Source organism: Streptomyces sp. NPDC107575, from assembly GCF_055657265.1.
Genome location: NZ_JBVKBG010000019.1, coordinates 1 through 6,251 on the forward strand (window position 1 = coordinate 1; position 6,251 = coordinate 6,251).

Here is a 6,251-nt window from a genome sequence, read left to right on the forward strand (position 1 = left end):
GAACCCGGAAGCTAAGCCTCACAGCGCCGATGGTACTGCAGGGGGGACCCTGTGGGAGAGTAGGACGCCGCCGAACTATTTTTGAAGAAAAGCCCGGACCGGGATACGGTCCGGGCTTTTCTGCGTTTCAGCTGCCTTTTCTACTGGGTTGAAATCCTGAGGCAGGCCCGCAATTCCTCCACCGCCTCCGGAGTCCCCGTGATCCGCACCGGCGAGGTCTCGTCGGCGGTTGCGCGGTTCCACAGATCGCGCAGCAGGGCCTCGGGTGTGCCGCTCAGGGTGACGTCCGCCGGGCCGCCAGCGTCCTCGGCCTCCTCGACCGTGAATGTGGGACCGGCCCCCGTACGGATCCGCCACGTCGTGGCCTTCTCGCCTTCCGCGCGTACCTCGTACATACGGCCCGGGGAGCCGGCCAGCGGCTCCCGGAAATAGGCGGACCATTCGGTGACCGCGTAGGCGGTGAACACCTTCAGGAGTTCGTCGATCCCGTCGACGGCGAGGTCGTCCGGGACCGCGGTGATCGGGCCGCCCGCCGCGAGTTCGGCGTCGATGCGGTGGATGACCGTCTCCTGTGCCATGCGGCGGATCCAGAAGCCGACGGTCTGGTCCGGGGCGTACCAGGTGCCCGACGGGTCCTCCGGCTCCCGTGTCTCGATCGCCGTCCGGAGTTCGGCGTAGGCGCGGTTCAGGAGGGTGAAGGGGGCCTCGTCGGACGTGCCCTTCGGCGGCCACTCGGGTTCGGTGCCCGGAGTGGCCGCCACGATGGCCTGCGTCTTGTGTGCGTAGACCTGCCCGACGTGGCGCACCAGGTCGGTGGCCGTCCACTCGGGGCAGCTCGGCACCTGGGCCGTCGGGGCCGACGCGGCCGCGGCCCCGAGCCGGTCGAAGTCGGCGGCCAGGCAGTCGAGATACCGGGCGACGGACAAGGTTGTGCCTGCGGCGTGGCTCATGGACGCAACGTAGCCGCAGGCACTGACAATCGGCCGGGAATTACGGGCCCGTCGGGTCAGGAGGGCTCCCGCTCCACCGGCAGCCACAGTTCCGCGTCCGCCGTCGTGCCGTCCGGTGACATCCGCGTGCGCAGGATCTCCGGGCCGGGGCGGGTGCGGTACGGGTTGGCGGGGAACCACTCCGCGTACACCGTCGCCCAGAGGGCCTGGATGGCCTCCGGGGCCGGGCCCGACGTGGTGAAGACGGCCCAGGTGCCGGCGGGCACGGGGAGGGCGGTGGCGCCCGCGGGGGCCGGTGCGTCCGGGCCGGCCACCACCCCGTGGTAGTAGTCGAGTTCGCTGCCCTCGGCGCGGCCGGGATCCAGGTCGTCGCAGACCGCGACGATGCCCTCGGGATCCTCGCCGGAGTCCTTCGACAACTGCTTCAGGGCCGAGACGGTTTCCGGTGGGACGGAGCGGACGAAGTCGATGATCGACTGGTTCGGGCCCTGGTACACCAGGGGGACCCGGGCCTTCGGGCCGACGACGCTGAAGTCGGGGCGTTCCACGACGCGGTAGCGCATGCTGCTGTTCCCTTCGACGGTGAGCCGGAAGGAGAGGCGGGGCTGGGAGACCAGAGCCGGTTTCGTCCGGCGGGCCTCGCCCGGGCCGACCCCGTGCAGGGCACGGAACGCCCGGGCGAACGCTTCGCCCGAGCCGTACCCATAGCGCACGGCGATGGTCAGGAGCGACTCCTGGTCGGCGAGGACCTCGGCGCCCGCCACCGTGAGCCGGCGCCGTCGGACGTACTCCGACAGCGGCATGCCCGCGAGCGCCGAGAACATCCGGCGCAGGTGGTACTCGGACGTCGTGGCGATGCGCGCCAGGTCCGCGATGTCCAGGGGCTCGTCGAGGCGCTGCTCGACGTGGTCCATGACCTGGTTGAGTCGGTCCAGCAACCTGGCCTCTCCTCTCCGGTTCCTGCTGCTTCCGGTTCTGCTGTTGACGTCTTGAACGCTAGGCGTGGTGGACGGGGGCGGACCCGACATCCTGTGCCCGATGAAGTCGGTCGTGCGGGCCGGGACAGCTGAGTACCTGAGCTGAGTACGCGCACTCAGGTAGGCGAACGGCTGTCCGCCTTGGATGGAGACATGATCTCCGAACTCGTGGACGACTCCGTCGCACCGCCCGCGCCGCGTCCCCGGTCGTGGGTCGCCCCCTTGGTGTCCAGTGTGATCACGCTGCCCGCCGCGCTCCTCGCGTACGGGGTCGCCGCGGCCTCGCAGGAGTGGCCTTTCACGGTCTTCGGCTGGGGGCTGACGGTCGCGCTCCTCACGCTCGCCACCGCCTGGCTGCTGCCGTGGGAGGAACGGTTCGTGGCCCGGCGGCGGGGGTTCTCGGTGGCGGCGCCGTTCGCCGTCGTGGCGGCGTTCGCGCTGTACCTCGTACTCGTCGACTGGCCTTGACGTCAGCGGCAAGGTCTAACGTCTTCCGCATGCGCATCGGAGAGCTCGCCGCCCGCGCCGGTACGACGACGCGGGCGCTCAGGTACTACGAGTCGCGTGGGCTGCTGCCCGCGCGGCGCGGTGGCAACGGCTACCGGACGTACGACGAGGACGACCTGCGGGCCCTGCGGCAGATCCGCACGCTGCAGGACTTCGGGTTCGACCTGGAGGAGACCCGGCCGTTCGTGGAGTGCCTGCGGGCCGGTCACCCGGAGGGCGACTCGTGCCCGGCGTCGGTGGCCGTGTACCGGAGCAAGGTGGCCGAACTCGATGCGCTGATCGGCGAGTTGACCGCCGTACGCGAGACGGTCGGCGCGCAGTTGGCGCGTGCCGAGCGGGCCATGGAGGCGCTGGCCGCGTCGCAGGAGAGCGAGCCGCGCTGTGAACTGGGCGAACCAGGGGAGACTGAATGACGTTGCGTGGAGTGACCGACGCGGACTTCGAGGAGCAGGTGCTGCGGGCGGGGCGGCCGGTGCTCGTGGAGTTCACCGCGCGGTGGTGCGGGCCCTGCCGGCAGCTGGGTCCCGTGCTGGAGTCGATCGCGGAGGAGGAGCGGGACCGGCTCGACGTCGTGGCCGTCGACGTCGATGTGAGTCCGGAAGCTGCCGTGACGTACAACGTGCTCGGGACACCCACGCTCATGGTGTTCAAGGACGGCGAGCCGGTGTGGTCGCGCGTGGGAGCCCGGTCCAGGCGGAAGCTGCTGGAGGAACTGGCGGAGCTTCCGTAACCCTCGAACTCCCGCAATTGGAATTCGGCCCCGCCCGGGGTATATTCGGTGTTTCTGTGTGCCCACAGAAAAGGCCCCGCAGTGGGGGCCAACAAAAACCACGGTACCGGGCAGGGAGTTGTTTTGTCAAGCCGGGACAGCCTGGAATTGCAGAAAGAGCAGGAATACATCGACGCGCTCTACAGGCGCGTCGATGAGCTGCGTGGCGTCACCGCGGACTCCGTCCGGGATGCGGTCACCCCGGTGGGGACCGGCCAGCAGGCGCTCCTCGAGCGTGACCTGTTGGTCGTCGAGCGGTCGGGGCTGCTCGCTGCGCTGAATGCGGTCGAGGGGTCGCTCTGCTTCGGTCGAATTGACCTCAAGAGCGACGACGATCAAGAAATCGGTGTGGCGCATCACATCGGCCGTATCGGAATTCGCGCCGACGACTCGGAGCGCACGCCGATGCTGATCGACTGGCGGGCGCCCGTCGCCCGGCCTTTCTATCTCGCCACCGGTCATACGCCGATGGGTCTTCGCCGGCGGCGCCACCTCACGTTCGACGGGCGCACGGTCACCGAGCTGCACGACGAGATCCTCGACCTCGACGACTCGGAGCGCACCGGGTACGAGGACCCCACCGGGGACACCGTGCTGCTCGCCGCCCTGAACTCGGCGCGCACCGGCCGCATGGGCGACATCGTGCAGACGATCCAGGCCGAGCAGGACCGCATCATCCGCCACCCGCACCCCGGCGTGCTCGTCGTCGAGGGCGGGCCGGGCACCGGCAAGACGGCCGTCGCGCTGCACCGCGCCGCGTTCCTGCTGTACGAGCAGCGGGAACTGCTCGCCAAGCGGGCCGTGCTGATCGTCGGCCCGAACCCGGCGTTCCTGCGGTACATCAGCGAGGTGCTGCCCGCGCTCGGCGAGACCGGGGTGCTGCTCTCCACGGTCGGCGAGCTGTTCCCCGGCGTGCACGCCACGCTCAAGGACACGCCGCGCGCGGCCACCGTGAAGGGCTCGGCGGCGATGGCCGACAGCCTCGCGCGGGCCGTCGAGGACCGGCAGCGACTGCCCGAGCCCGGCGCCCCGCTGATCATTCCGCACGACGACGGCGACCTGATCCTCGACTGGGAGATCGCCTACGAGGCCCGCCAGGCGGCCCGCGACACCAAGCTGCCGCACAACCTGGGCCGCCCGCACTTCGCCTTCCGGGTGATCGACGCGCTCACCGAACAGCTCACCGAGCGGATCGGCGCCGACCCCTACGGCGGCCCGAACTTCCTCGGCCCCGACGACATCGCGCAGCTCGGCAAGGGGGTCGCGGCGAGTGCCGAGGTGCACGCGGCCATCCAGGAGCTGTGGCCGCAGCTGACCGCGGAGGGCTTCCTCGCCGACTATCTGGCCGACCCGACGCATCTGCCGGAGGACGACGCGGACGCGATCCGGCGCGCCGAGGGCGGCGAGTGGACGGTCGGGGACGTGCCGCTGCTCGACGAGGCGGCCGAGCTGCTCGGGTACGACGACAGCGCCGAGCGGGCCGCCGCGGAGGCGGCGCGGCAGGAGCGGATCGCGTACGCGCAGGGCGTGCTCGACCTCTCCAAGGGCTCGGAGACGTACGAGTTCGAGGACGAGGACGAGTCGGAGGTGCTCGCCGCGCACGACATCGTGGACGCGGACCGGGTCGCCGGCTGGTACGAGGAGGAGGACCACCGCAGCGCGGCGGAGCGGGCCGCCGCGGACCGGACCTGGGCGTTCGGGCACATCATCGTCGACGAGGCGCAGGAGCTGAGCCCGATGGCGTGGCGGCTGCTCATGCGCAGGTCGCCGACGCGGTCGATGACGCTGGTCGGCGACCCCGCGCAGACCTCGGAGGAGGGCAGCGTGGGTGCGTGGGCGGACATCCTCGAGCCGTACGTCGAGGACCGCTTCGAGCACACCCGGCTCGGGGTCAACTACCGCACGCCGTCCGAGATCATGGACGTGGCGGCGGCGGTGCTGCGGGACGCCCATCCGGGCTACGAGGCGCCGTCCTCCGTGCGGTCCACCGGCGAGCGGCCGTGGGCGCTGCGTGCGGACGACGTCGTGGAGGCGACGGCCAAGGCCGCGGTCGAGCGGATTCCGGAGGAGGGGCGGCTCGCGGTGATCGCGCCGCGGCGGCTTTGCGCGGCGCTGGCTGCGCGGTTGCCGGGGGTGGAGGCCGGGGGTGAGCCCGATCTCACGCGGCATCTGGTGCTGCTCGATCCCCGGCAGGCCAAGGGCCTGGAGTTCGACCGGGTGATTGTGGTCGAGCCCGGGGAGTTCGGGGTGAGCGATCTGTATGTGGCGCTCACGCGGGCCACGCAGGATTTGGGCGTCGTGCATGCGGATCCGCTGCCGCGGGCGCTGGCCTCGGCGCTTGAGGGGGCGGGTTCCTGACGCCGCGGGGCTCCGCCCCGGACCCCGCTCCTCAAACGCCGGAGGGGCTGAAAATTACGGCCGCAGCCACACCGTTGCCAAGGGCGGCAGCGTGAGGGTGATGCTTGCCGGGCGGCCGTGTGTCGGGTCGTCTGTCGGTTTGATCGGGTCGCGGTTCGTCACGTCGCCGCCGCCGTAGCGGGCCGCGTCCGTGTTCAGGATCTCGTGCCAGGCCGAGATGTCGTCCGGTACGCCCAGGCGGTACGCGTGGCGGACCACCGGGGAGAAGTTGGACACCGACAGGAGCGGGGTGCCGTCCGCGGCGTGGCGGAGGAACGCGAAGACGTTGTCCTCCGCCGCGTCGCCGGCGATCCAGGAGAAGCCCGCCGGGTCGGTGTCCCGCTCCCACAGGGCGGGCGCGGCCCGGTAGCGGGTGTTGAGATCGCGTACGAGGTCGCGCACGCCCCGGTGGTCGGGTTCGGCACCGTACGCGGGGTCGAGCAGCCACCAGTCGGGGCCGTGTGCTTCGGACCATTCGGCGCCCTGGGCGAACTCCTGGCCCATGAAGAGGAGTTGTTTGCCGGGGTGGGCCCACATGAAGCCCAGGTAGGCGCGCTGGTTGGCGCGTTGTTGCCACCAGTCGCCGGGCATTTTGGAGACGAGTGAGCGTTTGCCGTGCACGACCTCGTCGTGGGAGATCGGCAGGACGTA

General features: G+C 70.9%; 8 protein-coding genes and 1 rRNA gene. 5 read left to right on the forward strand and 4 right to left on the reverse strand.

The genetic code is table 11. The features are described 5' to 3' along the window. Positions 1 to 76: ribosomal RNA gene (rrf, locus tag ACZ7L4_RS42825) — 5S ribosomal RNA — on the forward strand; the annotation flags it as partial. Positions 77 to 140: 64 nt separating this feature from the next. Here the strand turns inward: rrf and ACZ7L4_RS42830 are convergent. Next, positions 141 to 950 carry a maleylpyruvate isomerase family mycothiol-dependent enzyme gene (locus ACZ7L4_RS42830; protein WP_472110697.1) on the reverse strand — a complete coding sequence of 270 codons (810 nt, stop codon included), beginning with the start codon at positions 948 to 950 and terminating at the stop codon, positions 141 to 143. A gap of 56 nt (positions 951 to 1,006) precedes the next feature. After that, a complete protein-coding gene (locus ACZ7L4_RS42835) occupies positions 1,007 to 1,888 on the reverse strand; it encodes an AraC family transcriptional regulator (protein WP_472110699.1) in 882 nt (293 codons plus the stop codon). 192 nt (positions 1,889 to 2,080) lie between these two features. Between ACZ7L4_RS42835 and ACZ7L4_RS42840 the strand changes: the two genes are divergently transcribed. The 3 genes from ACZ7L4_RS42840 to ACZ7L4_RS42850 are packed head-to-tail and all read left to right on the forward strand — an operon-like array spanning position 2,081 to position 3,164. Then, positions 2,081 to 2,395 carry a hypothetical protein gene (locus ACZ7L4_RS42840; RefSeq protein ID WP_472110701.1) on the forward strand — a complete coding sequence of 105 codons (315 nt, stop codon included), beginning with the start codon at positions 2,081 to 2,083 and terminating at the stop codon, positions 2,393 to 2,395. Between the two features lie 29 nt (positions 2,396 to 2,424). Next, positions 2,425 to 2,847, forward strand: a complete 423-nt coding sequence (locus ACZ7L4_RS42845; RefSeq protein WP_472110703.1) for a MerR family transcriptional regulator — start codon at positions 2,425 to 2,427, stop codon at positions 2,845 to 2,847. Beyond that, entirely contained in the window at positions 2,844 to 3,164 is a 321-nt protein-coding gene (locus ACZ7L4_RS42850) for a thioredoxin family protein (RefSeq protein WP_472110705.1), read from the forward strand. The genes ACZ7L4_RS42845 and ACZ7L4_RS42850 overlap by 4 nt, the downstream gene beginning before the upstream one ends. 126 nt (positions 3,165 to 3,290) lie before the next feature. Here ACZ7L4_RS42850 and ACZ7L4_RS42855 read toward each other — a convergent pair whose 3' ends face one another. Next, the gene (locus ACZ7L4_RS42855; RefSeq protein ID WP_472110707.1) at positions 3,291 to 3,560 is read right to left on the reverse strand and encodes a hypothetical protein; all 270 of its coding nucleotides are present in this window, start codon (positions 3,558 to 3,560) and stop codon (positions 3,291 to 3,293) included. Here ACZ7L4_RS42855 and ACZ7L4_RS42860 point away from each other — a divergent pair. Next, on the forward strand, positions 3,552 to 5,561 hold the full coding sequence (locus ACZ7L4_RS42860; RefSeq protein ID WP_472110709.1) for a HelD family protein: 2,010 nt from the start codon (positions 3,552 to 3,554) through the stop codon (positions 5,559 to 5,561). The genes ACZ7L4_RS42855 and ACZ7L4_RS42860 overlap by 9 nt on opposite strands. A gap of 54 nt (positions 5,562 to 5,615) precedes the next feature. Here the strand turns inward: ACZ7L4_RS42860 and ACZ7L4_RS42865 are convergent. After that, a partial coding sequence (locus ACZ7L4_RS42865; RefSeq protein ID WP_472110711.1) for an alpha amylase C-terminal domain-containing protein occupies positions 5,616 to 6,251 on the reverse strand: 636 nt, incomplete at its 5' end.

Bases quoted from the DNA above. Each gene is read 5' to 3' on its own strand.
- ACZ7L4_RS42845 (WP_472110703.1), top strand. From the start codon at position 2,425: ATGCGCATCGGAGAGCTCGCCGCCCGCGCCGGTACGACGACGCGGGCG.
- ACZ7L4_RS42855 (WP_472110707.1), bottom strand. From the start codon at position 3,560: ATGCGCCACACCGATTTCTTGATCGTCGTCGCTCTTGAGGTCAATTCG.
- ACZ7L4_RS42830 (WP_472110697.1), bottom strand. From the start codon at position 950: ATGAGCCACGCCGCAGGCACAACCTTGTCCGTCGCCCGGTATCTCGAC.
- ACZ7L4_RS42850 (WP_472110705.1), top strand. From the start codon at position 2,844: ATGACGTTGCGTGGAGTGACCGACGCGGACTTCGAGGAGCAGGTGCTG.
- ACZ7L4_RS42840 (WP_472110701.1), top strand. From the start codon at position 2,081: ATGATCTCCGAACTCGTGGACGACTCCGTCGCACCGCCCGCGCCGCGT.